Annotated in this window: 21 protein-coding genes; 8 read left to right on the top strand and 13 right to left on the bottom strand. The window is 71.7% G+C overall.

The window, feature by feature from the left end:
- Positions 1–25: 25 nt before the first annotated feature.
- On the top strand, positions 26–1,603 hold the full coding sequence (locus tag KUM39_RS04765; protein WP_217784104.1) for a flavin-containing monooxygenase: 1,578 nt from the start codon (positions 26–28) through the stop codon (positions 1,601–1,603).
- On the top strand, positions 1,600–2,568 hold the full coding sequence (locus tag KUM39_RS04760) for an alpha/beta hydrolase (protein ID WP_217784103.1): 969 nt from the start codon (positions 1,600–1,602) through the stop codon (positions 2,566–2,568). Before KUM39_RS04765 ends, KUM39_RS04760 begins: the two co-directional genes overlap by 4 nt.
- 26 nt (positions 2,569–2,594) lie before the next feature.
- Here KUM39_RS04760 and KUM39_RS04755 read toward each other — a convergent pair whose 3' ends face one another.
- Entirely contained in the window at positions 2,595–3,224 is a 630-nt protein-coding gene (locus KUM39_RS04755; RefSeq protein WP_217784102.1) for a TetR/AcrR family transcriptional regulator, read from the bottom strand.
- A 135-nt stretch (positions 3,225–3,359) separates the two neighbouring features.
- Between KUM39_RS04755 and KUM39_RS04750 the strand changes: the two genes are divergently transcribed.
- Positions 3,360–4,124 carry an enoyl-CoA hydratase/isomerase family protein gene (locus KUM39_RS04750; protein ID WP_217784101.1) on the top strand — a complete coding sequence of 255 codons (765 nt, stop codon included), beginning with the start codon at positions 3,360–3,362 and terminating at the stop codon, positions 4,122–4,124.
- A 121-nt stretch (positions 4,125–4,245) separates the two neighbouring features.
- Here KUM39_RS04750 and KUM39_RS04745 read toward each other — a convergent pair whose 3' ends face one another.
- From KUM39_RS04745 to KUM39_RS04725, 5 genes are all read right to left on the bottom strand, one after another.
- Positions 4,246–6,000 carry an NAD+ synthase gene (locus KUM39_RS04745; RefSeq protein WP_217784100.1) on the bottom strand — a complete coding sequence of 585 codons (1,755 nt, stop codon included), beginning with the start codon at positions 5,998–6,000 and terminating at the stop codon, positions 4,246–4,248.
- 276 nt (positions 6,001–6,276) lie between these two features.
- Positions 6,277–6,879, bottom strand: coding sequence for a peptidase inhibitor family I36 protein (locus KUM39_RS04740; protein ID WP_217784099.1), 603 nt, complete (start codon positions 6,877–6,879; stop codon positions 6,277–6,279).
- 240 nt (positions 6,880–7,119) lie between these two features.
- The gene (locus KUM39_RS04735) at positions 7,120–9,078 is read right to left on the bottom strand and encodes a S53 family peptidase (protein WP_246619587.1); all 1,959 of its coding nucleotides are present in this window, start codon (positions 9,076–9,078) and stop codon (positions 7,120–7,122) included.
- Between the two features lie 209 nt (positions 9,079–9,287).
- Positions 9,288–9,917 (bottom strand): DUF305 domain-containing protein, encoded by a 630-nt coding sequence (locus KUM39_RS04730; RefSeq protein WP_217784098.1) that lies wholly within the window; start codon positions 9,915–9,917, stop codon positions 9,288–9,290.
- A gap of 58 nt (positions 9,918–9,975) precedes the next feature.
- A complete protein-coding gene (locus tag KUM39_RS04725) occupies positions 9,976–10,671 on the bottom strand; it encodes a thioredoxin-like domain-containing protein (protein WP_217784097.1) in 696 nt (231 codons plus the stop codon).
- 362 nt (positions 10,672–11,033) lie between these two features.
- On the opposite strand from KUM39_RS04725, the gene glnA2 reads away from it, so the two are divergent.
- Together glnA2 and KUM39_RS04715 are read left to right on the top strand one after the other, a co-directional pair.
- On the top strand, positions 11,034–12,395 hold the full coding sequence (gene glnA2 / locus KUM39_RS04720) for a gamma-glutamylpolyamine synthetase GlnA2 (protein WP_217784096.1): 1,362 nt from the start codon (positions 11,034–11,036) through the stop codon (positions 12,393–12,395).
- 119 nt (positions 12,396–12,514) lie between these two features.
- A complete protein-coding gene (locus KUM39_RS04715) occupies positions 12,515–12,796 on the top strand; it encodes a type II toxin-antitoxin system VapB family antitoxin (RefSeq protein WP_217784095.1) in 282 nt (93 codons plus the stop codon).
- Here the strand turns inward: KUM39_RS04715 and KUM39_RS04710 are convergent.
- The 5 genes from KUM39_RS04710 to KUM39_RS04690 all read right to left on the bottom strand — a co-directional run bounded on the left by KUM39_RS04710 (position 12,793) and on the right by KUM39_RS04690 (position 17,019).
- Complete coding sequence (locus KUM39_RS04710) at positions 12,793–13,302, bottom strand: hypothetical protein (protein WP_217784094.1); 510 nt, start codon at positions 13,300–13,302, stop codon at positions 12,793–12,795. The genes KUM39_RS04715 and KUM39_RS04710 overlap by 4 nt on opposite strands.
- Before the next feature lie 116 nt (positions 13,303–13,418).
- A complete protein-coding gene (locus tag KUM39_RS04705) occupies positions 13,419–13,832 on the bottom strand; it encodes a VOC family protein (protein WP_217784093.1) in 414 nt (137 codons plus the stop codon).
- A 31-nt stretch (positions 13,833–13,863) separates the two neighbouring features.
- The gene (locus KUM39_RS04700) at positions 13,864–14,889 is read right to left on the bottom strand and encodes a TolB family protein (RefSeq protein ID WP_217784092.1); all 1,026 of its coding nucleotides are present in this window, start codon (positions 14,887–14,889) and stop codon (positions 13,864–13,866) included.
- Positions 14,886–16,145, bottom strand: a complete 1,260-nt coding sequence (locus KUM39_RS04695) for an MFS transporter (protein WP_217784091.1) — start codon at positions 16,143–16,145, stop codon at positions 14,886–14,888. The genes KUM39_RS04700 and KUM39_RS04695 overlap by 4 nt, the downstream gene beginning before the upstream one ends.
- Before the next feature lies 1 nt (position 16,146).
- On the bottom strand, positions 16,147–17,019 hold the full coding sequence (locus tag KUM39_RS04690; protein ID WP_217784090.1) for an alkaline phosphatase family protein: 873 nt from the start codon (positions 17,017–17,019) through the stop codon (positions 16,147–16,149).
- A 508-nt stretch (positions 17,020–17,527) separates the two neighbouring features.
- Here KUM39_RS04690 and KUM39_RS04685 point away from each other — a divergent pair.
- A complete protein-coding gene (locus tag KUM39_RS04685) occupies positions 17,528–20,524 on the top strand; it encodes a bifunctional [glutamine synthetase] adenylyltransferase/[glutamine synthetase]-adenylyl-L-tyrosine phosphorylase (RefSeq protein ID WP_217784089.1) in 2,997 nt (998 codons plus the stop codon).
- On the opposite strand, the gene KUM39_RS04680 is transcribed toward KUM39_RS04685, so the two are convergent.
- Both KUM39_RS04680 and KUM39_RS04675 read right to left on the bottom strand, forming a co-directional pair.
- Positions 20,509–21,357, bottom strand: a complete 849-nt coding sequence (locus KUM39_RS04680) for a phosphatase PAP2 family protein (RefSeq protein ID WP_217784088.1) — start codon at positions 21,355–21,357, stop codon at positions 20,509–20,511. The two genes, KUM39_RS04685 and KUM39_RS04680, sit on opposite strands and share 16 nt — an antisense overlap.
- Positions 21,358–21,465: 108 nt before the next feature.
- Complete coding sequence (locus KUM39_RS04675) at positions 21,466–22,494, bottom strand: LacI family DNA-binding transcriptional regulator (RefSeq protein WP_217784087.1); 1,029 nt, start codon at positions 22,492–22,494, stop codon at positions 21,466–21,468.
- Positions 22,495–22,990: 496 nt separating this feature from the next.
- Here KUM39_RS04675 and KUM39_RS04670 point away from each other — a divergent pair, with 496 nt between their 5' ends.
- Positions 22,991–24,265: an extracellular solute-binding protein gene (locus KUM39_RS04670; RefSeq protein WP_217784086.1), complete on the top strand. Its 1,275-nt coding sequence runs from the start codon at positions 22,991–22,993 to the stop codon at positions 24,263–24,265.
- A 105-nt stretch (positions 24,266–24,370) separates the two neighbouring features.
- Positions 24,371–25,378 (top strand): carbohydrate ABC transporter permease, encoded by a 1,008-nt coding sequence (locus KUM39_RS04665; RefSeq protein WP_217784085.1) that lies wholly within the window; start codon positions 24,371–24,373, stop codon positions 25,376–25,378.
- Positions 25,379–25,384 lie beyond the last annotated feature (6 nt).

Raw genomic sequence — 25,384 nt, 5'->3', positions numbered from 1 at the left:
ACGTCTCTCTCACCTGGATGTCTCTGTGAATCGACACGAGCTGTCCGCCGACGGGGATACCGCCGACGCGACCCACACCGCGAACCGAGAGCCCCACCACCACCGCATCGCGCTGATCGGCGCCGGACTCAGCGGACTCGCCCTCGCCATCGAACTGCGCCTGGCCGGACGCGACGACTTCGTCCTGCTGGAGCGCGCCGACGACGTCGGCGGGGTCTGGCGCGACAACCACTATCCGGGGGTCGCCGTGGACGTCCCCTCCAAGCTCTACAACCTCGGCCGGGCACCCAACCCGGACTGGTCGCGGCGCTTCGCTCCGGGCGCCGAACTCCTCGGCTACGCCCGTGATCTGATCGACCGTCACGACCTGGGCGGCCGGATCAGGTTCGGGCACGACGTGCTGAGCGCCCACTGGGACGGCACCCGGCACCGCTGGACGGTCCGCACCAGCGCCGGAACCCTGACCTGCGACCTGCTCGTCTCCGCCGCCGGACTGGTCGCCGACCCCAGAATCCCCGGCATCCCCGGTCTCGACTCCTTCCCCGGCCCCGTCTTCCACTCGGCCCGCTGGGACCACACGCACGACTTCCGGGGCGAGCGGGTCGCGGTCGTCGGCACGGGGGCGTCCGCCATCCAGTTCGTCCCGCGCGTCCAGCCCGTCGCCGGCCGACTGCACGTCTTCCAGCGCACGCCCACCTGGATCTCCCCCCGCCCCGACGCGCCCATCACGGACGCCGCCCGGCGCCGCCTGCGCCGCCATCCGAGCCTGATGCGCGCCGAGCGGACGGCTCTGTACTGGGCCTACGAAGCCCTCGCCACGGCCCGCCGCGTCCGCCCCGTACGCTCCGCCGCCGTCGGCCTGGCCAAGCGGCACCTGGCCCGGCAGGTACCCGATCCGGTACTGCGCGAGAAGCTCACCCCCGACTTCGAGATCGGCTGCAAACGCGCGCTGCTCAGCTCGGACTTCTATCCGGCGATGTCCCAGCCCAACGTCACCCTGCACACCGGCGGCCTGACCGAGGTCCGGGGGCACACGCTGATCGCGGGGGACGGCTCCGAGGCCGACGTCGATGCGATCGTCCTCAACACCGGCTTCGAGATCGGGCGGACCTCGCCCATCGCACGCCGGATCACCGGCCGGGGCGGGCGCACCCTCGCCGAGTCCTGGAACGGCAGCCCCCGCGGTTACCTGGGCATGGCCCACCCGGAGTTCCCGAACTTCTTCCTGATGCAGGGCCCCAACGCCACCACCGGCGCGAGTTCGGTGCTGATCTTCGCCGACCTCCAGGCCCGGTACATCGCCGACGCGATCCGGGTCATGGACCGGCGGAACATCGCCGTGGTGGAGGTACGCGCCGAGCACGAGGCCCGCTACACACGCTGGGTCAGGCGACGCTCCGCCTCGACCGTGTGGGAGCGCGGCGGCTGCGACAGCTACTACCAGGACGACGCCGGCCGCAACGTCGTCCTCTTCCCCGGCTTCACCTTCGAGTACCAGTGGCGGGCACGCCGCTTCGACCCGGACGCATACACCCTGACGCCACCCCCTGCCCGCGCCCGCACGGCGCTCCGTCCGGCGACCACGACCGGAGGCGCGCGGTGACCACCGACCACGGCCTCGACACCCAGGCCACCGCACTCCTCGGGCACCTGACCGAGGTCCTTCCGGACGGCTTCCTGCCCATGTCGGGCTCCCCGCTTACGCTCCGGGAGATCCGCGCGACGCTGGACGCCTGGCCGGTGCCTCCGGGCCCCGACCCGTACACCGTGCACGACGTCTCCGTCCCCGGCCCGGCGGGCGTCGTCCCGGTGCGGGTGTACCACCCCGGCGGCGAGGGCGGGCAACGACCGGCCCTCGTCTGGTTCCACGGCGGCGGATTCGCCCTGGGCGGTATCGAGCAGTGCGACCCGCTCTGCCGGGCGCTCGCGGTGCGCTCGGGCGCCGTGGTGATGAGCGTCGGATACCGGCTCGCACCGGAGAACCCCTACCCGGCCGGGTTCGACGACGCCTGCGCCGCCGTGGACTGGGCCGCGGCGAACAGCACCGCCCTGGGCTTCGACGGCACCCGGCTGGCGGTCGGCGGCGACAGCGCCGGTGGCACACTCGCCGCCGCCGTCGCCCTCAGGGACCGCGACCGCGGCGACTCCGCCCTCGCTCTCCAGATCATCGCGTACGGCGGTGCGCAGGCGGAGGTGACCAACCCGGAGGGCTCCTTCCCGCTGCTCACCGCCGAGGACGTGGACTGGTTCTGGGACATGTACGCCACGGCCGACGACCGGAAGTCCGGCTACTGCTGCCCGATGTCCGCCGACGACCTCACCGGCCTGCCGCCCGCACTGGTGCTCACGGCGACCGTGGACCCCATGCGGGACGGGCTCGAACGCTACGCCCACCGGCTCGCCGCCGCGGGAGTGCGCACCACGCACCGGCGCTTTCCCGGAACCTTCCACGGGTTCCTGTCGATGTACGCGGCGCTGGACCAGGGAGCGCGGGCCCTGGACGACGTCGTCGAGGCCCTGCGTGCGGTGCCTCACCGCACGGAACCACGCACCGGTGACGCCCCCTGAGGGCCGCCGGACGGTTCCGCGGACTCCTACTCCTTCCCCAGACTCCGCAGGGAGGAGACGGCGAACACCACCACCTCGTTCCGGAAGTCCAGCCCCGCCGCGGCCGCCCGCTGCCGTTGGCCGGTCGCGCTGCCGAGCAGGGACAGGACCGCGACACTCATGAAGTTCCAGCGCAGCGCCACCCGCTCGGGCGACGCGTCCGGAAAGGCACGGATCACCTGGGGCAGCACCGCGTCCACGCTGTCCTGGGCGAGTCGCCACAGCAACTCGTCGTCGGCGTTGGCCAGTTGGCACACGATGTTCATCCACCGCGGCCCGCGCTCCGGCTCCCGGACGGTCAGCTCGAAGTACGGATCGGTCAGCAGGGCGACCAGCGCCTCGGCGGACGGCGGCTCCGGCCGCGCCGCCAGCCGTTCGGCACCGGCGACGAGCTGGTCGTTCACTCCCTGCCCCAAATCCATCAGCACCGCCTCCAGCAGTCGCTGCTTGGAGTCGAAGTGGTAGTGGATCGCCGCCGGGCCGAAACCCGCGGCGGAGTTGATGGCCCGCACCGACACAGAGCCCACACCCTGCTCGGCGAACAGCTTCTCGGCGACTTCCAGCAGACGCCTGCGGGTGGAGGCTCCCTGGCTCTTCCGGTTCTCGGACTTCGGCACGGCACCAGGCTAACCGCCCAGGTCGGCCCCGCGTACCGGGCACTCGACGGCAGCCGGTCCGCCCACCCCGCGACGCTCCGGCGCACCGGAGCGGAAGGCCGCGCCACCCCATCCGACCCACGAGGGGCACCAGCCATGCTCACCACCACCGAGACCGAGGCCGCCACCGTCGTCCGCCTGGACCACGGGAAGGTCAACGCCCTCGACGCCGAACTCTGCCGCGCCGTCGCCGCCGAGTTCACCCGCCTCGCCGCGCGCGAGCCGAAGCCGGTCGTCCTCACCGGGAACGACCGCGCCTTCTCGGCCGGGATCGACCTGGCCCGCGTCCTCTCCGGCGGCCCGGCCTACACCGGGGAACTGCTGGACGGACTGAGCGCCGCCGTCCGGGCGGTCTTCGAGTTCCCCCACCCCGTGGTCGCCGCGGTGAACGGCCACGCCATCGCCGGTGGACTCGTGCTGGCGGCGGCGGCCGACGTCCGGCTCATGTCCGGCGGCAGCGCCGGACTGGTCGAACTGGCCGTGGGCGTCCCCTTCCCGGTGGCCGCGCTGGAGGTGATGCGCCACGTCCTCGGCAGCCGGACGACGTCCGTCGTCCTCGGCGGCCGGTACCTCGACCCGCGCGAGGCCGAACGGCTGGGGCTGGTGGACCAGGTCGTCACCCCCGACGCGCTCCTGACCGAGTCCCTCGCCGTCGCCGCGCGTCTCGGCGCCGTCCCCGGACCGGTCTACACGACGACCAAGCGCCAACTGCGCCGCCCCGCCGTCGAGCGGATCGAGGCGGACGCCGCCACCGGCCCGCTGATCGCCGGTCTCTGGAACACGCCGGAGGTCAGGGAGGCCGTCCGGCACCACGCCTCGGCACACCTCGGCGCACGGCGGAGCACCACGACGGCGACATGAGGGCGCGCACCGGACGGGACGGAGCCGGGTGGACACCGGTGACGGTGCCCGCACGCGCCCCGGTGCTCACACGGCCCGGTGCGTACGCGCACCGCTCCGCACGCGCCCCGCACCGGGACGGTCAGAGCGACTCGCGCCAGCCGTTCGTGATCGGCAGCCTGCGGTCCTTGCCGAACCCCTTCGCGGAGATCTTCGTGCCCGGCGGATACTGGCGCCGCTTGTACTCCGCGGTGTCCACCATGCGGAGGGTCCTGGTGACCAGGTCCTTCTCGAACCCGGCGGACACGATCGCGTCCGCCCCCCGGTCCCGGTCCACGTACAACTCCAGAATCGCGTCCAGGACCGGATAGTCGGGCAGGGAATCCGTGTCCACCTGGCCCGGGCGGAGTTCGGCGCTGGGCGGCTTGCTGATGGAGTTCTCCGGGATGGGCGGCACCTCGCCCCGTTCCGACGCGAAGCGGTTGCGCCAGCGGGCCAGTTGGAACACCGAGGTCTTGTACACGTCCTTGATGGGACCGTAGGCGCCCACGGAATCCCCGTACAGCGTCGAATACCCCACCGCCAGCTCGGACTTGTTGCCCGGTGCCAGGACGATGTGGCCCTCCTGGTTGGAGAGGGCCATCAACAGGGTGCCGCGCAGCCGGGACTGGAGGTTCTCCTCCGCGAGCCCGGACAGCTCGGTGGCCCCCATGTACGCGTCGAACATCGGCGCGATCGGCACCGTACGGAGGTTGAGCCCCGTTCGCCGGGCGAGTTCCGCCGCGTCGCCGAGGGAGTGCTCGGAGGAGTACTTGGAGGGCATGGCGACGCCGTACACGTTCTCCGGGCCGACCGCGTCGCACGCCAGCGCCGCGACCAGCGCCGAGTCGATGCCCCCGGACAGCCCGATCAGCACGGAGCGGAACCCGTTCTTCACGACGTACGCGCGCAGCCCGGCCACCAGCGCGCCGTACACCTCCGCGTCGTCGTCCAGCGGCTCCGCGAGGGCACCCGCGTACACCGGCTCGTACGGTGGCAGCGGCTCGGGGGTCAGCACGACGCGCTCGATGCGCAGCCCGTCGTCCACGACGCCCTCCGGCGCGTCCGCGAGGGCAGCGGGCAGCTCCAGGTCCAGCACCTCGCACCACTCGGTGAACTGCGGTGTACGCGCCAGCACTTGACCGTCCGCACCGACCACCAGGGAGTCCCCGTCGAAGACCAGCTCGTCCTGGCCGCCGGTCATGGCGAGATACGCGGTCGTGCACCCCGCCTCCCGGGCCCGCCTGCGGACCAGCTCCAGCCGGGTGTCGTCCTTGTTCCGCTCGTACGGCGAGGCGTTGATCGAGACCAGCAGCCCGGCCCGCGCCGACCGCGCCGCCGGGACCCGTCCGCCGTCCTGCCAGAGGTCCTCGCAGATGGCGAGGGCCACGTCCACCCCGTGCACCCGCACCACCGGCATGGTGTCGCCGGGCACGAAGTAACGGAACTCGTCGAACACGCCGTAGTTCGGCAGATGGTGCTTGGCGAAGGTCAGCACGACCTCGCCCCGGTACAGCACCGCCCCCGCGTTGCGCGGCGCCCCCGCCGGGCGCCCGTACACCGGACGCGCCACCTCGGAGCGGTCCAAGTAGCCGACCAAAACGGGGAGTTCACCCATCCCCTCGTCGGCCAGCCGCGCCGCCAGCCCGTGCAGCGCCGCCCGCGACGCCTCCACGAACGACGACCGGAGCGCTAGGTCCTCCACGGGATACCCGGTCAGCACCATCTCGGGGAACACCGCGAGATGCGCCCCCCGCTCGGCGGAATGCCGCGCCCACCGGACGACCGCCTCGGCGTTCCCGCCGAGGTCACCCACCCGCGCGTCGATCTGATTCAGTGCGATACGAAGTTGAGGCACACCCCCAGTGTAATCGTCACACCGACACAATGGGGGGTCGGGCCTCGCCCGGCCCCCGGCGTGCGCCTCGGTCCACCCGAGTGCTCCGCGGTGGGCGAGCCCGCACGGAGAATTCACCGCATTCCCCGCCGGTCACCGGTCGCGCGTGCGCCTCCCGCCGGACGAGCCCTTTTCCGGCGGGAGGCGAACGTTATTCCGGGACCAGTATTCCGTGCCCGGTATTCCGCCACCGGTATTCCGGCGAACGGTATTCCGGGGAATGACGCTCCGCGTGGGTCAGCAGGTCTCGTTGGCCGGGTCCGGGGACGCGCGGAACGAGGAGATCGTGTCGTTGAGGCCGAACACGCTCAGGTCGCGGACCACGGCGCCCGGTGCGAAGTAGTGCGACGTGCCCTGGAAGTCGTTGTCGGAGTACACGCACAGGGGGACGCTGCTCTGGTTCACCAGGGAGCTGGTCCAGTCGTTCGCGGCCGGTCCCGAAACGCCCTCCGGCGGCAGCGCGTTGACGGCCACACCCGCGTCCTGCATGCCGAAGTGGCCACCCCAGCCGGTGTCCTGGTAGAACCACCAGCCGTCCATGCTCGGGTGCGGGGCGCTCTCGCTGTCCTCACGGGCCCGGTCGATGACGCTCTGCGCGGCGTCGAACACCGAGGCGCCGTCCTTCGTGGTGATCTCCTCCTTCGCACCGTCCGACGACTTCCCGCCCTCGTGGGCCGACTTCCCGCCCTCGTGGGCCGAGTGTCCGGCCGTCGCCGCGACCGAGGGGGAGGTGCGGGCCGACGCCCCGTCGGTCTCCGCGCCCCCCGTGCCGCAGGCCGTCATGACCAGGGCCGCACCCGCCGACAACGCGGCGGCGAGAACAATACGGTTCTTCTTCATGGAATGAGCTCCGCATTCTTTCGGTGGGAGCCGGAATTTCCGGTCTCTCATCTCAAAAAACGGAACCCATCTGAAAGGAGTTCAGAAAACCGGACCCGCGGACGGATCCGTGACAATCGGCACGCGGCTGTTACAGAGCCGGGCGAACGCGCCCCCCCGTACGCGAAGAAGGGGGCGTGGGGTCCACCTGGACCCCACGCCCCCTCCGCGTGGCTCAGCTGCCGCCGAACCCCCGCGGGGTCACTTCTTGGCGAACGAGCTGACGTATCCCGCCGCGGGCGAACCCACGCCGGTCACGTCGTCGTAGCCCTTGACCGCGTGCAGGGAGCTGTCCTTGCCCATGCTGCGCACGGAGGTCAGCAGGCCCTGCGACGCGTCCAGGCCGTTGGCGAAGTCCACGCGGACGTTGGCCAGGCCGTGGCCGACCGGGTTGTCCGTGACGTCGTGGAAGACGCCCTTCTGCCCGTAGCGCTTGTAGATCGACGGGTTGGCGAAACCGATCGCCTTGCCGCCGCGCGCCTCCTGGGCCAGCGCCTGCACCGCGGCGATCACCGGAGCGGCCAGCGAGGTGCCGCCGATGCGGTACTGGCTGTACTTCTCCGAACCGTCGGGGAACGCCTGGGTCTGGCCGACCAGGAAACCGGTGGTCGGGTCCGCGACGGCCGAGATGTCCGGGACGACACGGTTGCCGGTCTTGTTGTACAGAGTGGCCAGTCCCTTGGGGACGATGCCCTTCTGGTACGCGGGCTGCGCCACGTTGCGGCTGGTGCCGCCGCCCGCGCCCGAGGTGAACGGGCCGGGGAACCCGTCCCAGCTCTTGCCGTTCTTCGCCAGCGACGCCTTCTCGGTGCCCCAACCGGCTTCCCACTGGTACGAGTCGCCCTTGCCGACGGCGAGCGAGGTGCCGCCGACCGCGGTGACCCACGCCGAGTTGGCCGGGGTGTCCACCTGCTTCGTACCGGAGGCGGCGGCCTGGTCGCCGTCGTCACCGGACGAGAAGTAGAAACCGATGCCCTGGACCGCGCCGAACTGGAACACCTGGTCGTACGCGGCGGCCAGGTCCGGCGTCTCGTTGGCCTCGACGTCGCCCCACGAGTTGGAGACGATGTCGGCCAGGTGGTTGTCCACGACCTTGCTGAGCGAGTCGAGCAGATCGTCGTCGTAGCAGGACGCGGCGCCCACGTAGGTGACGTCCGCGGCCGGGGCGACCGCGTGCACGGCCTCGACGTCGAGGGTCTCCTCGCCGTACCAGCCCGAGGCGTCGCAGCCGCCCTCCTCGGTGCCCGTGTGGGTGTACGAGTCCGGCAGCGACTGGTGCAGCTGGCTGGTCTTCCAGGCCGCGTCACCGTTCTTCTTCGCGTACGTGGCCGCGTCGAAGGCGATGGTCGGCGAGGCGAACGCGTCGGTGATGGCGATGCGCACGTGCTTGCCGGTGTACTTGCCCGCACCGTAGGCGGCGCGGAGCTGCTTGCCGGTGTAGCCCTTGATCGCGTACGGGATCTTCTGGCCGTAGGCGGACGGGAGGTCCGAGGCGACCTTGGAGCCGTAGTACGACGAGAACGGGCCGGAGTTCTTGAACACCGCGCCCGGACCCGGCAGCGTCGTGCTGTCGTGGGCGGACTTGTGCGGCGCGCTGTCCAGACCGGTCACGGTGAGCACGGTGCCCTGGAGGGCGGCCGGAACCGTGGCGGTCGCCTGGGGGGCGCGGTAGGTCTTCGACCCCTTGGCGTAGTTGTGCATCTGGGTGCCGAACGCCTTCTCGGCGGCGGCGACATCACCGGAGACGGCGACGTAGTGCGCGGTGACCCCGGTGACCTTCAGACCGGCCGACTTCAGCCAGGACGTGACCGCCTTGACCTGCGCGGTGGTGGCCCCGAAGCGCGCCTTGGACTCCTTGGCGCTCAGGTACTTGCCGTACGACGCCGACGACGGGTCGGAGACGGCCTTGGCGTAGGCGGCCAGCCCGGCCGCGTCCTTACCGGCGAGGTAGACCCGCGCGGAGACCTGCGCGCTGTTCGCGGTGGCACCCTTGTCGGCCTTGGCGGTCGCCCACGTCGGCTTGGTACCGGCGATGGCGTGACGGGCCGACGTACCCGCGGCGTGCGCCGCGGGTATGCCGAGCGCCAGCGCGCCCGCGATCATGGGCAGCGTCGCCGCCATGCTCACACCGGCGCGCACAGTGGCGCGATTGGTTCTCATGTAACCCCCTGCGATGCGTTGCGCATGCATGTAGTGGTGCGTACGTCGTGCGGTCGGCACGGACCCGCGGCGGCGTCGGCCCGAGGACGGATCACACGATGGGGGCAACTCTTGCGATGATCCGTTCATGTCAGGGGAACGGAAGGGTCAAGAGACGTTCAAGTAACCGATGAGTAGGGCGATTTGGCCCGTTGTTCCGCAGAGCGGTGTTACGGACGGGCTTGCGCACCTCGTGCCTTGAGCATTCCGGCCATCAACTCGATCTCGGACGACTGGGATTGGACCATCCCGCTCGCCAGCCGCTTCTCCGCCGGAACCGTGCAGCGCGCCGCGCACGCGGACGCCATGTGCACCCCGCCCCTGTGGTGTTCGGTCATCAACTGGAGGTAAAAGACCTCCGCCGCACGCCCGTTGAGCGTGCCCAGCTTCTTCAACTCGGTGTTCGTCGCCATGCCCGGCATCAGCGCGCCGTCCTGTCCCGGCGGCATGTCGCCCATGCCCATCCACGTCATCGGCGGCTTCGCCGACACCTTCGGCCGCCCCCACAGGTCCAGCCAGCCCAGCAGCATCCCGCGCTGGTTGGCCTGGGTCTGCGCGATGTCGTACGCGAGCCGCCGCACCTCCGCGTCCCGCGTGCGGTCCCGCACGATGTACGACATCTCCACCGCCTGCTGGTGGTGCACCGCCATGTCCCGCGCGAACCCGGCGTCCGCCGACTCCGCGGCCGGGACCGGCGCACCCGAGCCGCCGTCCTCCGCGACCGCGTACGTCACCGCGCCGCCCGCGACCAGCACGGCGGCGGCCACCCCGGCCGCCCATCCGGCGAACCCGCGCCTCATCGCCGCCCCGCCCTCACCCGTCCGGCGCACCGGCCCGCGTCCGTCGTGTCCCCGAGGCTCACTTCATGACCCCGCCCGTGCAGGACGCCCCCGGCTCCGGGGTCTGGTCGCCCTGGACGTACGCGGCGAAGAACTTGTCCACCTCGGGGTCCTTCGCGCTCTTCACGGCCACCTGGTGCCCCCACGCCGACAGCGTCAGCGGCGCGTCCTGGTCCGCGTACGGGCTCATCAGGGAGTACGGCGTCGCCTTCACCTTGTCCGCGAGCGCGGCCACGTCCGCCCGCGCCGCCTTGTCGGTGTACGTCACCCACACCGCGCCGTGCTCCAGCGAGTGCACCGCGTTCACCTCGGGCACGGCGGCCCGGTAGACGTCGCCGTTGCAGTTCAGCCAGACCGGGTTGTGGTTGCCGCCGACGGGCGGGTGCATCGGGTACGCCACCTTGGTCGTCACGTGGTTCCGGGACAGCTTGCCGGACCACTCCCGCACGCCGTCCGTGCCGGTGGTGAAGTGCCCGGAGTCCCCGGAGGTGCCGCCGCCCTTGGCGTCACCGGCCGCCGAGTCCTTCGTACCGGAGCCGCCGTCCGTGTTCTGGCGCACCAGCACGGTCCCGCCCACGACCAGACCGGCCACGACCACCACGGACGCGGCGATCACCAGAACCCGGTTGCGCCGCTCGCGGGCCCGGTCCGCGCGCCGCATCTCCTCTATGCGCGCCTGGCGCCCGGTGGTGCTGGTGCTCTTGCCGGAACCCATGAGGCATGTCCTTCGCGGTGGGGTGGACGGGGCGGTGGGGCCCGCTGATCGTAAACGGTGGGGGCGCGGGACTGTAGGGGCCGTGCGCCCCGGTGCCGTGGGTCGGCCCCGTGAGCCCGGAGCGCCGGGCACCGCCCACGGCCTCGGCCATTACACAGACGGCGCCGAGCGGGCAAGATGGGGCGCAGAGCAGTAGCAGCGGTACACCTGCCGTACGACGGGCCTTCGGGCCGTGGACGCCGGCCCGAACCAGGCACGCAACGCGGGTGAAACCGTGTTGTGGTGGGATGCTCGGGTGCCCGACCGCCACCCGGCACCTGGCGGCGGAGGCGGCCTGACCAGCAAGGATGGGGAAGCGGAAGATGGACAAGCAGCAGGAGTTCGTGCTCCGGACCTTGGAGGAGCGCGACATCCGGTTCGTACGGCTGTGGTTCACGGACGTGCTGGGCTTCCTCAAGTCCGTCGCCGTGGCCCCGGCCGAGCTGGAGCAGGCGTTCGACGAGGGCATCGGCTTCGACGGCTCCGCCATCGAGGGCTTCGCCCGCGTCTACGAGTCCGACATGATCGCCAAGCCGGACCCCGCCACGTTCCAGGTCCTGCCCTGGCGCGCGGAGACCCCCGGCACGGCCCGGATGTTCTGCGACATCCTGATGCCGGACGGCTCCCCGTCCTTCGCGGACCCGCGCTACGTCCTCAAGCGCGCCCTGGCCCGCACCTCCGACCTGGGTTTCACCTTCTACACCCACCCGGAGATCGAGTTCTTCCTGCTCAAGGACCGCCCGCTGGACGGCTCCCGGCCGACCCCGGCCGACAACTCCGGGTACTTCGACCACACCCCGACCAACGTCGGCATGGACTTCCGCCGCCAGGCGATCACCATGCTGGAGTCGATGGGCATCTCGGTGGAGTTCTCGCACCACGAGGGCGCCCCCGGCCAGCAGGAGATCGACCTGCGGTACGCCGACGCGCTGTCCACCGCCGACAACATCATGACGTTCCGGCTGGTCATGAAGCAGGTCGCGCTGGAGCAGGGGGTGCAGGCCACGTTCATGCCGAAGCCGTTCTCCGAGCACCCCGGCAGCGGTATGCACACCCACCTCTCGCTGTTCGAGGGCGACCGGAACGCCTTCTACGAATCCGGCGCCGAGTTCCAGCTCTCCAAGGTCGGGCGTTCCTTCATCGCCGGTCTGCTGCGGCACGCGGCGGAGATCTCCGCCGTCACCAACCAGTGGGTCAACTCCTACAAGCGGATCTGGGGCGGCTCCGAGCGCACCGCGGGCGCGGGCGGCGAGGCACCCTCGTACATCTGCTGGGGCCACAACAACCGCTCCGCGCTGGTCCGCGTCCCCATGTACAAGCCCGGCAAGACCGGCTCCGCCCGCGTCGAGGTCCGCTCCCTCGACTCCGGCGCCAACCCCTACCTCGCCTACGCCCTCCTCCTCGGCGCCGGTCTCAAGGGCATCGAGGAGGGCTACGAGCTTCCGCCGGGCGCCGAGGACGACGTCTGGGCCCTCTCCGACGCCGAGCGCCGCGCGATGGGCATCGAACCCCTCCCGCAGAACCTCGGCGAGGCCCTCGCCCTCATGCAGCGCAGCGACCTCGTCGCCGAGACCCTCGGCGAGCACGTCTTCGACTTCTTCCTCCGCAACAAGAAGTCGGAGTGGGAGGAGTACCGCAGCGAGGTCACGGCGTTCGAGCTCCGCAAGAACCTGCCGGTGCTGTAGCGGGCCTGTTCCGCAGGGCCGGGGGTCACCGGGATTTCCGGTGGCCCCTTCTGTGTCCACACGCGGCGCAACCGCGTACATACTCGATGGTGCGCTTGATATATCGGGAGGTGTGGTGGATGAGTCGCACAGTGATCGATCTCGATGACGAACTGCTCGCGGACGTCGCGCAGGCCCTCGGGACCAGCACCAAGAAGGACACCGTGAACACCGCTCTGCGCGAAGTGCTGGAGTATCGCAGGCGGGCCCTGGCGCTCGTCCGCCTCCGGGCCGCCGCGGCCGAGGGTGCCTTCGATCTCGACCTGCTCGACGACAAACGGGTTGCCGCACGAGAAGGAGCGCCTCGGCGTGGAGCCGGGCCGACGGAACAGTCCCCCCACCCTGCGGATGCCCCTCGCTAGCCCTCCGCAGGGCCGTTCGTCCAGCCCGCCGCGAAGGAGTACGTCACGTCCGGGTCGGCCGTGAAGTGGAGGACGGCGGCGGTGGCGGGGGAGCCGTGGACGGGGTATTCGTTGCGGAGGGGGCTGGATTCCCCGGGTCGGCAAGGCGCGCGGAAGCTGGTGTCGTGGCCGGTGCGGACGGTGAGGGTGCCGGGGCCGAGGCAGTTGACCTCGACCACGAGGGTGCGGCCGGGACGGTAGCCCCGGGCGATCGAGTAGCGGTGGCCCTGGGTGAGCCCGGCCCCCTTCGCCGCCGCGACCCCGTCGAGCGAGGGCGCCGTACGGACATCGGCCGGGGTGACCGCCGGGGTGGTCACGGCCGCCGAGGTGTGCGACGCGGGGCGTGCCGCAGGACCCGCCGCCGTGTGCCGCGCGGACGACGAACCGCCCGTGCCGCACCCCGCGACCAGCACGGCCGACACCAGCACGCACCCGGCGAGCGCGAAAGGACCTCGTAGCGACGACATGGTGTTCCCCCTCGGAGCGGAGCCCCCGTGGCTCCCGCCCCCGGAGACGGCGGAACGGGCCGACCGGTTCCCCGCCCGACGCCCCCAACGCCCCCGCTCAGCCCCAACGCCCTCGCTCAGTACAGGAGTTCCCCCACCCCCAGCAGATTCCCCTCGCTGTCGTGGAACCAGGCGCCCCGCTCGCCCCGCGCTCCCTTGCTCGGGTAGTTGCCCTCGATCTCCGCGATGCCGTCCTGGGTGCGGAAGCCGGGGGAATCGACCTCCTCGAAGGCGACACCCCGCGCCCGCAACTCCGCGACCACCGCCTCGATGTCGGCCACCTCGAACGCCATCTGCGTGAAGGTGCCGGGGGAGGCGCCGGTGGACCGGAAGACCACGAAGTCCACACCCCCGCAGCGGTACAGCAGCCCACCGGGCCGCTCGTCCACCGGCTCCAGCCCCAGCACCTCGGCGTAGAAGCGCCGGGCCCGCTCCAGATCCCGCGCGGGCAGCCGGGTGGCGACCCGTCCTCGCGCCAGCAGTCCGTCCATACGTCCACTGTGGCACCGGCGCGGCGATCCCTCAGCCCAGGAACGCGGGCGACACCGCCGAGGCCGCGATCCGCTCCGGTCTGCCGGACCCGTCCGCCGGGACCCGGTGCAGGTCGGCGCCGAAGTCGCCGGGGAGGGCGTAGACGAGGGTGTCCGCGGCCGCCCAGACGGCCTGGTCGTCCACGCTGCGGGTCTCGGCCAGCGGAGTCTCGCGCATCGTCCGCAGGTCGAGGACGTACAGCCGCCAGGGTGCGTCGGCGGGCAGCCCGGCAACCCGCTTCTTGTACGCGACGCGCAAGCCGTCGGGGGACAGCGACGGGCACTCCACGTTGTCGTGCACCGCCGTGACCGTCCGCGTCCGCAGATCGCCCCGCACCAGATGCGTACGCCCCTTCGTGGCGAGCGTCGCGTAGAACGTGCGGTCGTCCCCGGCGAAGGTCACGCCCCAGAAGTTCACGTCGGCCGCGTGGTACGGCTTGCCGCCCAGCACCACCCGGAACGACTCCAGCGAGGCGATCAGCTCACCCGTGCGCACGTCCGCGATCTCCGCGCGCGTCGAGAAGTCCGTCCCCGCGTACGAGTCGCCGCCCACGAACGCCGTCCAGGCGACGAGGTGCCCGCTGGGGGAGACCCGCGCCCGCGAGGGGATGCCGGGCACGTCGTAGCGGCGTACGGTACGCAGCCGGGAGTCGAGGACCAGCGCGCGGTAGGTGTCGGAGACCGCCCCGCGCACCGCCTGGAGACAGACACCGGTGCCCGAAGCGGCGTAAAAACGAAGGCACTTGACGCCCGACGCGGTACGCGGGCCACCGGGATCGGACGCGGGTACGCTGCTCAGCTCGTCGCGGTGCGGCCCCCACGCCATGTTCCGGAACACCATCCGCGCGGGCCCGCCGCCCGCGAGCGACACCGCGCCCGCCGACACGCGGGGCCCGACGCCCTGGACGTGGTCCCGCCGCTCGGCACGCGCGGAGGCGTGCAGCACGGAGAAGACCCCGGCGGCGGCCAGCACCACGAACGCGGCGGCGAGCACCAGCACACGACGGCGTACGGTCACGAAACGACCTCCCGTCCGTCGCGCGGGCGCAGGACCAGGGCGAACGCGGCGCCCACCACCAGCGCGCCCACCGCCCCGGCGAGGGCCGCCCGGTCGCCCCACACGGTCCAGGCCGCGCCGAACAGCAGCGAGCAGGCGAACCGGGCGAGCGCCTGCCCGGTCTGCACGACGGCCAGCCCCGACGACCGCAGCGCCTCCGGCACCCCCGCCGACGCGGCGGCCATCAGCACCCCGTCCGTGGCGGCGTAGAAACAGCCGTGCAGCGCGAGCACCACGTACGGCAGCGCGGTGCCCCGCCACGGGCCGAGCAGCAGCAGGTACGCGGCGAGCAGGGCCGCGTGCCCGCCGAGGAACACGTTCCACCGGCCGACCCGGTCAGCGAGCCGCCCCAGCGCCACGGCGAGCAGCAGGAACGCGGCGGCCGTACCGAGCGGCAGCAGCGCGAACCAGCGGTCGGGGACGCCGAGTCGCCGCTGGAGCAGCAGGAAGACGAACGAGTCGCTGACGGTGGCCAGCCCCAGCAGCAGCGCGCACACCGCGACCCGCCGCACCTCCCGCCCGCGCAGCAGCCCCAGGGCGGCGGCCAACGTGGGCCGCTCGGACGGAAGTTGACGATCACCCTTCCCGCCCGGCACGAACAGCACGAGGACCAGTACACCGAGTACGGCCACACAGAAGCTGACGGTGAACACCGCGTCGTACCCGTCCACGGTGGCCCGCAGGATCAGGAACGCGGCCAGCGGCCCCATCAGCGCACCGGCGGTGTCCATCGCCCGGTGCACCCCGAAGGCCCGCCCGCGCGCCTCGGGTGCCGAGGACAGCGAGATCAGCGCGTCGCGGGGCGCGGTCCGCAGCCCCTTGCCGGTCCGGTCCAGGGCGAGGACGAGGCCGATCGGGGTGAGGGTGTGCACGACGAGCAGCAGCGGCTTGCACAGCGCGGACAGCCCGTACCCCGCCCCCGCGACCCACTTGTGCCGCCCGCCGCCCCGGTCGGCGAGATGCCCTCCGGCGAGCCGGACGACGGCGGAGAACCCGTTGTAGATCCCGTCGAGCAGCCCGAACCCGAGCGGCGACAGGCCGAGCCCGCCGACCAGGTACAACGGCAGTACGGCGGTGACCATCTCCGAGGAGACGTCGGTGATCAGGCTGACCGAGCCGAGGGCCAGCACGGTGGGCGCGAGCGCGGCACGGCGCCGCCCGGCCACAGCGGGCCGGACGGCACCGTCCACGGACGCGCGGCTGTCCGCTACGTACACGTCAGGACGCCCAGACGCCAGTGATGTCCTTGGCGGAGCCCGCGTTCCCGGCGTGCGTGCCCAGCCCGGCCAGGTCCTCCAGGGTGCGCAGCAGGTCGTAGTGGTTGTACGTCGTCCCCGAAGACGACCCCGCCGCCACCGGCTGTCCGTACAGCACCGTCGGAATCCGGTTCCCGCTCAGCCGGTTGTCCTCGTCGAACGTGACGACCAGCAGACTGTTGTGCGTCCTGGCCCAACTGGCGTACGCGCTCAGGTTGTTCTTCAGCCAGGTGTCACCGGTGCCCACCGAGCAGTCGTGCATGTCGCTGCACAGGTTCGGCGTCACGAACGAGACCCGCGGCAACGTGCTGAAGTCCGAGGGGAATTGAGCGAACGTCTTCGCGCTCGAAGTCGGCACATTGGCGAACCCGAACCACGGGTTGTGCTTGCGCGCGTAGTTCCCGCTGCTACAGGTCGTGGACCCCTGACTGGGCAGCGTCTCGTTGTAACTCCCCCAGGTCTTCCCCGCGGCGATCAGCTCGGAGGCGAGATTCGGGGCCGAAGAGAACCCGGCCGTGTAGCACCCGTCATCGGTGATCCCCTGCGTCGAACCCGAGAACAGCGCGAAGTAGTTGGGCTGACTGGGGTGCGTGATCCCGAACGACTGACTGAGGTTGGCGCCCCCGCTCTTCAGCGAGTTCAGATACGGCGCGCTGGACGACCCGATCACCTGGCTGTACGCGTGGTTCTCCATCACCACGACCACCACATGGTCCGGCGTCGGCACGGCCCCCGCCGCCTGCGCGGCCTCACCCCCGACCCCGACCCACAACCCCACCGCACCAACGGCAAGAGCGGCGGCCGACGCCACGACAGTACGGGCACGACGGAACACATCAACCTCCGGAAGAGAAAGCGACGTTGCCGTCAGATCATGCCCACGCCAAAAATCCCTTCCAGCTCTCCACGCCACCCGGCAGATGAAGAGAGGGTGAACTGTGCGGCTGAGAAGCCAAGTTGCCGAGCTCCGGGGTCGTAAAGGAGAGGCCCGGAGCGGAACTCATCGGACTCGGTGAGGGGCGCCTCCGGCCGCGTACGGCGGAAAGGGGACGGGCCGGGTTGTCTCCGCCCGCAGAGTCCGGCGTACAACAGGGGCCCGCGTGGACCCGACGTGGTCGCCGGACCGAGGACGGAGATGACCCGGGGCGGCCCCGACCCACGACAGCCGGTAGGCGCTACCGCAACCGAGACGACAGGGAGAGATGCGCCGCAGGCACCCAGCACGCGCACCGCACCCCGGACACGCACCCCAAGCCGCGACGGGCCCGACGGATGCGCCGCGGGCATACCCACCCACTAGGCTCTGGCCAGGACACTCACCGGACACACCGCGGAGGCACCCCATGACGCCGGGCCGCAGAAGCAGCACCTTCACGCGCCTGCTCCGCCACGGCTTCACGGACCCCTCCGCGGCGGAGCGCCTGCTCGACGGCCCCGAACTCAGCGAGGTCCGGGACGACCCGGTACTCCTGGAGGCGCTCGGCGCGACGGCGGACCCGGACCTGGCCCTGCACGGACTGGTCCGCCTCCTGGAGGCGCAGCCCGAACACCCCGCCCGCCGCGAGCTCCTCGACACCCTGATCGCGTCGAAACCGCTCCGCGACCGCCTCCTCGGCGTCCTCGGCGCCTCCGAGGCCCTCGCCGACCACCTCGCCCGCCACCCCGCCGACTGGCAGGCGCTGGTCACCTACGAACCGAGGGACCTCCACCCCGGCCTGGAGGAGTTCGAGAGAGGACTCGCGGAGGCCACCGACCCGGTGAACCTCCGCGTCGCGTACCGCCGCTGCCTCCTCTCCATCGCCGCGAGAGACGTATGCGGCACCACGGACCTGGCCCAGACGGCGGCGGAACTCGCGGACCTCGCCACGGCCACCCTCCGAGCGGCACTCGGCCTCGCCGAGGAAGAAGCCCCGCAGGACGCGGCCCTCGGCCGCCTCGCCGTGATCGCGATGGGCAAGTGCGGCGGCCACGAGCTGAACTACGTCTCCGACGTGGACGTGATCTTCGTGGGGGAGCCCCGGGAGGGCGCCGACGAGACGAAGGCGCTGAAGGCGGCGACCCGCCTGGCGTCCCGCATGATGCGGATCTGCTCGGAGACCACCGTCGAGGGTTCCATCTGGCCGGTGGACGCCAACCTCCGCCCGGAGGGCCGCAACGGCCCCCTCGTCCGCACCCTGAGCAGCCACCTGGCGTATTACCAGCGCTGGGCGAAGACCTGGGAGTTCCAGGCGCTGTTGAAGGCCCGCCCGGTGGCGGGCGACGCGGAACTCGGCCGGGCGTACACGGAGGCGCTCGACCCCCTGGTCTGGGCGGCGGCGGAACGCGAGAACTTCGTCGCGGACGTACAGAAGATGCGCCGACGCGTCGTCGAGAACATCCCGGCGGCGGAGATCGACCGGGAACTGAAACTCGGCCCCGGCGGCCTCAGGGACGTCGAGTTCGCCGTACAGCTGCTCCAGCTGGTGCACGGCCGCACCGACCCCACCCTCCGCAGCGGCACCACCCTGGACGCCCTCCAGGCACTGGCGGCGGGCGGCTACGTGGGCCGCGAGGACGCCGCCCGGCTGGACGAGGCGTACCGCTTCCTGCGCACGCTGGAGCACCGCATCCAGTTGTACCGCCTGCGCCGCACCCACCTCGTCCCGGAGGCGGACGCCGACCTCCGCCGCCTCGGCCGCTCCCTCGGCCTGCGCACCGACCCGGAGACCGGCCTCCAGCGCGAGCTGAAACGGCACACCGGTGTCGTACGGCGGCTGCACGAGAAGCTGTTCTACCGGCCGCTGCTGGACGCCTTCGCGCAGCTCGCCACCGGTGAGGCCCGGCTGCGTCCGGACGCGGCCCGCGAACGGATGGTCGCGCTCGGGTACGCGGACCCGGCCGCGGCCCTGCGCCACCTGGAGGCGCTGGCCTCCGGGGTGAGCCGCAAGGCGGCGATCCAGCGGACGCTGCTCCCGGTGATGCTCGGCTGGTTCGCGGACTCCGCCGACCCCGACGCGGGCCTGCTGAACTTCCGGAAGGTCTCCGACGCGCTCGGCAAGACCCCCTGGTACCTGCGGCTGCTGCGCGACGAGGGCGCGGCGGCCGAGAACCTGGCCCGCGTGCTGTCGGCGGGCCGCCTCGCGCCGGACCTGCTGATGCGCGCCCCGGAGGCGGTCGCGCTGCTCGGCGACGGCGTCGGGGGAGGGCTACGGCCGCGCCCGCGCGCCCAGTTGGAGCAGGAGGTGCTGGCGGCGGTCGGCCGGGCGGAGAACGCGGAGCAGGGTGTGACGGCGGCGCGCGGGGTGCGGCGCCGGGAGCTGTTCCGTACGGCGGCGGGCGACATCGTCTCCTCGTACGGCACGGAGACGACGCCCGCCGAGGCGGACGCGGGCGCGCTCGCGGACCGGGTCGGAGGGGCGGTGTCCGACCTGACGGCGGCGACCATCGCGGGCACGCTGCGCGCGGTGGTCCGGGCGAACTGGGGCGACACGCTGCCGACCCGGTTCGCGGTGATCGGCATGGGCCGCTTCGGCGGCAACGAACTCGGCTACGGCTCCGACGCCGACGTGCTGTTCGTGCACGAGCCGCGCGAGGGCGTCTCCGAGCAGGAGGCGTCGGCCGCCGCCAACAAGGTGGTCGCGGAGATGCGCCGGCTGCTCCAGCTCCCCAGCGCCGACCCGCCGCTGCTGATCGACGCCGACCTGCGCCCCGAGGGCAGGACGGGCCCGCTGGTGCGCACCCTGACCTCGTACGAGGCGTACTACCGCCGCTGGTCCCTGGTCTGGGAGTCGCAGGCGCTGCTGCGGGCCGAGCCGGTGGCCGGTGACGCGGACCTCGCCGCCCGCTTCGTCGAGCTGATCGACCCGCTGCGCTACCCCGAGGCGGGGCTCAGCGACGACGCGGTGCGAGAGATCCGCAGGCTGAAGGCGCGCATGGAGTCGGAGCGGCTGCCGCGCGGCGCGGACCCCAAGCTGCACACCAAGCTCGGCCCCGGCGGCCTGTCGGACGTGGAGTGGACGGTCCAGCTGATGCAGATGCGGCACGGCCGCGAACTCCCCGGCCTGCGCACCACCCGCACCCGCGAGGCACTGGCGGCGGCGCACGCGGCCGGGCTGATCGCCGCCGAGGACGCGGCCGTACTGGACGAGGCGTGGGTGCTGGCGACCCGGGTGCGCGGCGCGGTCATGCTGGTACGCGGCCGGGCCGGGGACACCTTCCCCACCGAGCCCCGCGACCTGGCCGCCGTCGGCCGCTACCTGGGCTTCGGTCCCGGTCACGCGGGCGACATGCTGGACGCGTACCGTCGTACGGCCCGCAGGGCCCGCACGGTGGTGGAGGACCTGTTCTACGCGGATGCGTGATCCCGTTCCCGTACCGGCACCCGCGGCAACGCGTACGGCGGCCTCCCGTACCAGAGCCGGGCGACGGCGAAGCCGAAGGTGAGGCAGAGCGCCCCGCCGACCGCGTCCAGCCAGAAGTGGTTGGCGGTGGCGACGATCACCACCAGGGTCAGCGCGGGGTAGAGCAGCCCCAGCACCCGTACCCACGGCACCGAGGCGAGCGCGAAGACCGTCAGCCCGCACCACAGGGACCAGCCGATGTGCATGGACGGCATCGCCGCGTACTGGTTGGACAGGTGCTTGAGGTCGCCGGAGGCCATCGAGCCCCAGGTGTGGTGGACCATCACGGTGTCCACGAAGTGGCCGCCGTTCATCAGCCGGGGCGGGGCGAGCGGGAAGAGGTAGTAGCCGAGCAGGGCGACGCCGGTGGTGGCGAACAACACCAGCCGGGTGGCCGCGTACCGGCCGGGGTGCCAGTGGTACAGCCACACCAGCACGCCGACGGTGATGACGAAGTGCAGGGTGGCGTAGTAGTAGTTCATGCCGACGATCAGCCATGTCACGGAATCCACCGCGTGGTTGACGGAGCTCTCGACGGCGATGCCGAGCCGGTGCTCCAGCGCCCACAGCCGGTCGGCGTTGCGCAGGGCCGCCGCCTTCTGCTCGGGGACGGCGTTGCGGATCAGGGAGTACGTCCAGTAACTCACCGCGATCAGCAGGATCTCGAACCACAGCCGGGGCCGGCGCGGGCGGCCGCGCCGGTGCGGCGCGCCTCCCGGGCCCCCGCCCGTGACGGTCCGCGGAACGGCCACTGCCGAGCGGCGTTCCGGATCTGTCACGGCGGAGTCACTCATAGCCACAGAGTCTGCCAGAAAAGGGTTCCCCGCCCGATCATCCCAAGGCCGGACCGGGCCCGCACGTCCGCGCCGCCGGGAGGCCGGGGCGCGCCCGGTGCGGGAGGGTCAGTGGCGTCCGCCGGGCGCCGAGGCGGTCGAGCCGCGCACGACCAGCTCCGGCATGAAGACGAACTCGCTGTGCGGGGCGGGCGTGCCGCCGACCTCCTCCAGCAGGGTGCGCACGGCCGCCTGCCCCATCGCCGGGACCGGCTTGCGGACCGTGGTGAGCGGCGGGTCGGTGAACGCGATCAGCGGCGAGTCGTCGAAGCCGACCACGGAGATGTCGCGCGGCACGTCGAGACCGAGCTGCCGGGCGGCGCGTATCGCGCCGAGCGCCATCATGTCGCTCGCGCACACCACCGCCGTGCAGTCCCGCCCGATCAGCGCGGCGGCGGCGGCCTGACCGCCCTCCAGGGTGTACAGCGAGTGCTGTACGAGGTCGGTCTCGACCTGCGTGGCGGGCATGCCGAGCTGCTCCTGCACGGCCCGTACGAAGCCCTCGATCTTGCGCTGCACCGGCACGAACCGCTTCGGGCCGAGCGCCAGCCCGATCCGGGTGTGCCCGAGCGACACCAGATGCGTCACCGCGAGGGACATCGCGGCGCGGTCGTCGGGGGAGATGAACGGCGCCTGCACCTTCGGCGAGAAGCCGTCCACCAGCACGAAGGGGACGCCCTGCGCGCGCAGCCGCTCGTAGCGCTGCATGTCGGCGGTGGTGTCGGCGTGCAGTCCGGAGACGTAGATGATCCCGGCGACGCCCCGGTCCACCAGCATCTCCGTCAGCTCGTCCTCGGTGGAGCCGCCGGGGGTCTGGGTGGCGAGCACCGGGGTGTAGCCCTGCCGGGTCAGCGCCTGGCCGATGACCTGGGCGAGCGCGGGGAATATGGGGTTCTCCAGCTCGGGCGTGATCAGCCCGACCAGGCCCTCGCTGCGCTGCCGCAGCCGGACCGGACGCTCGTAGCCGAGCACGTCCAGCGCGGCCAGGACGGACTGGCGGGTGGTGGCGGCGACGCCCGGCTTCCCGTTGAGGACCCGGCTGACGGTCGCTTCGCTCACCCCCGCCTGCGCGGCGATGTCCGCGAGCCGTGTGGTCACGGGACCGGACTGTACCGGCCGCGGACCGCCCTGCCCACCGGCGGGACGCCGTGCGCGGACGGCCGGACGGCCCGTGGGTTGCTGCGACATCGCGCTCCTCGCCCCTGGTTGAGTCCCTGGTGATGGTGGTCCGGGCCCTCGGTGTGACGGGCCCACCGGGCTCCCCGAATACGGGCGCCCCGGACCCCGCGGCCCCGCCCGCAAGGGAGATCGTCCCCGCGGAGGCGCGTGCGGCAAGTCCTTGCAGAGTCTTGCACAAGTGGCCGCCGCCCCGCCGACCGGCGGAGGAATCCGGTTTCGGCGCGGTCTAGGACGGGTCACGACACGGTAACCTCTGGGCTCTCTTGCACTTTTTTTCTGCAAGGTCTTTCGCAAGCCTTGCATCGCTGTTACGTTCCGTGTCGCCCGGCCGCCGCAACGGCGCAGTCGGCACGACAGCGGGACGGCGGTCGGGACCGCCCCCGCGTCCCACGGGCTCAACCCTCAAGGAGAACTCATGCGGCGTGGCATAGCGGCCTCCGCCCTGGTGGCGTCCCTCGCCCTCGCGGCGACGGCGTGCGGCGGGAGCGACGACGACGGCGGCAAGGCGGCCGGCCCGACCACCATCACCTGGTGGGACACGTCCAACGCCACCAATGAGGCGCCGACCTACAAGGCCCTGGTCCAGCAGTTCGAGGCTGCCCACAAGGACATCAAGGTCAAGTACGTCAACGTGCCCTTCGACCAGGCGCAGAACAAGTTCGACACCGCCGCAGGCTCCAAGGGCGCCCCGGACGTGCTGCGTTCCGAGGTCGGCTGGACCCCCGCGTTCGCCAAGAAGGGCTACTTCCTGCCGCTGGACGGCACCGAGGCCCTCGGGGACCAGGCCAAGTTCGAGCCGAACCTGATCAAGCAGGCCCAGTACGAGGGCAAGACCTACGGCGTGCCGCTGGTCACCGACACCCTCGCGCTCGTCTACAACAAGGCCCTGTTCCAGAAGGCCGGGATCACCGACGCGCCGAAGAGCTGGGACGAGCTGAAGGCCGACGCCGCCAAGGTCCAGGCCAAGACCGGGGTGGCCGGCTACTGGGGCTCCACCCAGGCGTACTACGCGCAGTCCTTCCTCTACGGCGAGGGCACCGACACCGTCGATGCCGCCGCCAAGAAGATCACCGTGGACTCGCCCGCCGCCAAGAAGGCGTACGGCACCTGGCTGAGCACGTTCTCCGGCAAGGGCCTGCACAAGGCCGACACCACCGCGGACGCCTACGCCCACATCCAGGACGCGTTCGTCAACGGCAAGGTCGCCGCGATCGTCCAGGGCCCGTGGGAGATCACCAACTTCTACAAGGGCACCGCGTTCGCCGACAAGAAGAACCTCGGCATCGCCCCCGTCCCGGCCGGTTCCACCGGCAAGGCGGGCGCCCCGACCGGCGGCCACAACCTCTCGGTCTACGCCGGTTCGGACAAGGCCCACCAGGCCGCCGCGCTGAAGTTCGTCAACTTCATGACCTCGGCGAAGTCCCAGGAGACCATCGCCCTGAAGAACTCCACGCTGCCGACCCGCGGCGACGCCTACACCTCCGCCGTCAAGGCCGACCCCGGCATCGCCGGTTACCAGGGCGTGCTCTCCGCCGCTCAGCCGCGCCCGGCGCTGCCCGAGTACAGCTCCCTGTGGGGGCCGCTCGACACCGAGCTGCCGAAGATCGCCGGTGGCAAGGAGCCGCTGGACAAGGGCCTGAACAACGCCGAACTGGCCATCGCCAAGCTGGTGCCCGACTTCAGCAAGTGATGCCCGCCGGTGGCCGCCGGACCCTCCCGCAAGGGGGGGAAGGGTCCGGCGGCCACCGGGTCCGCGCCCGCCCCGCTCCCTGAACTCTTCCGAAGGTGTCGAACCATGACAGTCGCCATCGACCGCGCGACCGGCAAACCCCGCGGTGACCGCGCGCCGCAGCGGCCAGGTCTGGGGCAGCGCGTGAAGAACGGGTACCAGCGGTACTGGTACGCGTACGCGATGATCGCGCCGGTGGTGATCGTGCTCGGGGTGCTGGTGCTGTACCCCCTGGTGTACGGCCTGTACCTGACGCTCACCGACGCCAACAGCCTCAACACCGCGCGCACGATCGGCGTCAACCACATCGACGCCACGTACAAGTTCATCGGCCTGGACAACTACAAGGACATCCTGTTCGGCCCGACCTCGTACGACCGCTTCTGGTCGCACTTCGTCTGGACCGTCGTCTGGACCGCGCTCTGCGTCACCCTGCACTACTGCATCGGCCTCGGCCTCGCCCTGCTGCTCAACCAGAAGATGCGCGGGCGGACCCTGTACCGGCTGATCCTCATTCTTCCGTGGGCCGTGCCCACCTTCGTGACCGTCTTCGGCTGGCGCTTCATGCTCGCGGACGGCGGCATCATCAACTCCGCGCTGCACACGCTGCATCTGCCCCAGCCGCTGTGGCTGGAGGACACGTTCTGGCAGCGGTTCGCCGCCATCATGGTCAACACCTGGTGCGGTGTCCCGTTCATGATGGTCTCCCTGCTCGGCGGCCTCCAGTCCATCGACAGCACGCTCTACGAGGCGGCCGAGATGGACGGCGCCACGGCCTGGCAGCAGTTCCGGCACGTGACCCTGCCCGGCCTGCGCTCGGTCAGCTCCACCGTGGTGCTGCTCGGCATCATCTGGACGTTCAACCAGTTCGCGGTGATCTTCCTGCTGTTCGGCAACACCGCGCCCGACGCGCAGATCCTGGTGACCTGGGCGTACTACCTGGGCTTCGGACAGCAGCCGCGTGACTTCGCGGGATCGGCCGCCTACGGCATCCTGCTGCTGGCCGTCCTCGTCGTCTTCACCTCGTTCTACCGTCGCTGGCTGAACCGCAACGACCAGCAGCTCGCGATCTGAGGCAGG

It is taken from the genome of Streptomyces corallincola (genome assembly GCF_019104725.1).
Lineage (GTDB): Bacteria > Actinomycetota > Actinomycetes > Streptomycetales > Streptomycetaceae > Streptomyces > Streptomyces corallincola.
This window is presented reverse-complemented; position numbering and strand designations above follow the sequence as displayed.